Annotated in this window: 3 protein-coding genes; 2 read left to right on the top strand and 1 reads right to left on the bottom strand. The window is 36.6% G+C overall.

Features of this window, described 5'->3' with window-relative positions:
• Positions 1–299: 299 nt before the first annotated feature.
• Positions 300–449 (bottom strand): hypothetical protein, encoded by a 150-nt coding sequence (locus VNZ46_RS27105; protein ID WP_325564441.1) that lies wholly within the window; start codon positions 447–449, stop codon positions 300–302.
• A gap of 812 nt (positions 450–1,261) precedes the next feature.
• On the opposite strand from VNZ46_RS27105, the gene VNZ46_RS27100 reads away from it, so the two are divergent.
• Positions 1,262–1,501 carry a hypothetical protein gene (locus VNZ46_RS27100; RefSeq protein ID WP_325564439.1) on the top strand — a complete coding sequence of 80 codons (240 nt, stop codon included), beginning with the start codon at positions 1,262–1,264 and terminating at the stop codon, positions 1,499–1,501.
• Positions 1,502–1,786: 285 nt separating this feature from the next.
• Positions 1,787–2,092, top strand: coding sequence for a hypothetical protein (locus VNZ46_RS27095; RefSeq protein ID WP_325564437.1), 306 nt, complete (start codon positions 1,787–1,789; stop codon positions 2,090–2,092).
• Positions 2,093–2,257 lie beyond the last annotated feature (165 nt).

Genomic DNA, 2,257 nt, shown 5'->3' with positions numbered 1-2,257 from the left:
TATTCTATGTGTTTCATCATCGCAACACCATCAGGATTTTGTCTTAAACTGGCGACGGCAGAGAAGAGCATGAGTACAACGAGTAAAATGGTAAATATCCAATAGGCAATTTTAATGGTTTTCATGTATTTGTTATTTGTGTTAAGTTGCAATCGTTGCAGCATTGAATTTACTAATAATTATATATATTCAATAAAAACCGCTGCGGGAAGCTCAAGTCATCAAAAAAGCCCTCCATGAATGGAGGGCCGGGAAACTTTTAGAATCTTCACCGCAACTTTTTTCACTAAATAAGGAGTTTAGGCAATTGCCGGAATCAAACCGTCGGTAAAGCCTTCCGATTCAGTTACTATGTTCTTTACTCGTGATTGAATCTCTGCCTGAAGTTCATCTACAATTCCTTTAGTATATAAAAACTGTTTCGAAGGAGGTATATTCAATGATAACATTCTTGTATAAATTTTTGTATACACGGTGAGAAGATCGTATAGTTCCGATAGGTCGAAGTTGTTAAAGCCGGGCATTATTTGAGGATATATTAATTCTTAATAGCAAAATCCATGCTGCTTCCGATCAAACCAGATAAAAACAAATGTGGTGGATATGTAGAAAAATAGTCACGATTTAATCCCATTCTTCTGTCTTGGATAAATGCTATGTAACTCTGATTTTATCTGGCATGCAACCCAAAGATCATGAGGTGGAAATTGCAAAGAAGGGTCGGATAGAAATCCAACCCGTTTGATCCAATATCCAATATCTGAGAACTATGTAACCACAATATAATAATCAAAACATGTTCCAATTAAATAAATTATTACTAACAATACCTAAAATAAATTAAACATGAAAATTATTCCACAATTAAAAAAATGCTGTAGATTTCTATAGGCGACAAGACCGGGAACAAGCTATAGCTTTTCAAATTTTGGATACTTTGTATTAGGAGGATTTATCGAAAAAATCAGCAGGCAGTCACACACCGATTTTGTAAAAGACAGTATTCTTAAGCCAATAGGAATTTCATATGCAATTAACTGGTTAGTTGTATAACAAAATAAAAGCCCTTCATAAATATGAAGGGCAAACTTTAAAACTTTGCCCTGACAATATAAGATATGCCAGGGCTGTATCTGAAAACCTATTGCATGCAAATGTCTTGCCACGGGTTTTTTTCCGCTCCCTAAGTCTGTGCTACAAAACCAGACGGCATCGTTCGCAAAAATAAAAAGTCATAGATTTAAAACGAAAGCGAAAATAAATGGGTTTAAAAACAGTAGTATTTGTTTTAGTTGACCTTTTAATCATGCATATGCTGATCAAAATACTTTTTGGCAAATACAAAACCCTGGTGGATGACTTGTCCAAATTATCAATTCCAATCAATCATGTCCCCTTACAAAAGAATAAGGATTATAATCCATTAGGTACTTTTAAAATATTGCTGCTATGTATTTTAACGGCTGGATTGATCGTTTTTGAAAAATGGTTTTTCTATTAAACTGCTGCTAAATCCTGAATTCGCAATTGCTACCAGGCTGATTGTATTGGGATACTACCTAAATTAACACCAGCCTCCAGGAATAGGTTTTTCTTCCTCACGGGAAAGAGTGTGTTAAATTCCTTTAATTCCATTTCGCCGCCTCAAAAAAGATTATCTTTAGGATACTACTGGTCCTTCTCTATACCTGAGATTCATACTGGAATTCAGGAAATCTCTACTGACAATAAATAATTCTTTGAGTCTTTACAGGCAGAATTGTTTTTTACTTTAAATCCAATCAATATGAACTTACAGTACATCATCCGTGATTTTTCAAAAAAAGATTTTGTATTGGTTTTCCAACTGGAGACCAATACCTGCACCCTGGCGTCCATATTTGCCCTATTGATGGAGCGTAACATAGACTTGGATGAATTTCATTTTCATAAGACGAAGATGAATCAGGGGAGTCTGATGATACATTGCCAGATCGAAAGAGACCGGATCGGACGTACGGCAACGATGCTGGACAAACTGCCGGGGGTTGTAAAACTTGACTGGATGGAGAGCAAACGGCATGGTTCTGGACTCTGGGAGCCAAAAAAATGAAATGTTATGGTGGAGAATGTCACTGTAGCGGCTCACTTTATAGCCTCATTTAAAGCGGATAATTTTTCTTAACCTTTTGGGTAAAACTAAAGGGCGGTCTTGAAGCGAGCTGGTTTAGCCGGGCTATCAGATCCTCTGTAGGCGGCCGTTGCGTGCGTTGAGGGA

This window comes from Pedobacter sp. (assembly GCF_035566355.1).
Taxonomy (GTDB): Bacteria; Bacteroidota; Bacteroidia; order Sphingobacteriales; family Sphingobacteriaceae; genus Pedobacter.
This window is presented reverse-complemented; position numbering and strand designations above follow the sequence as displayed.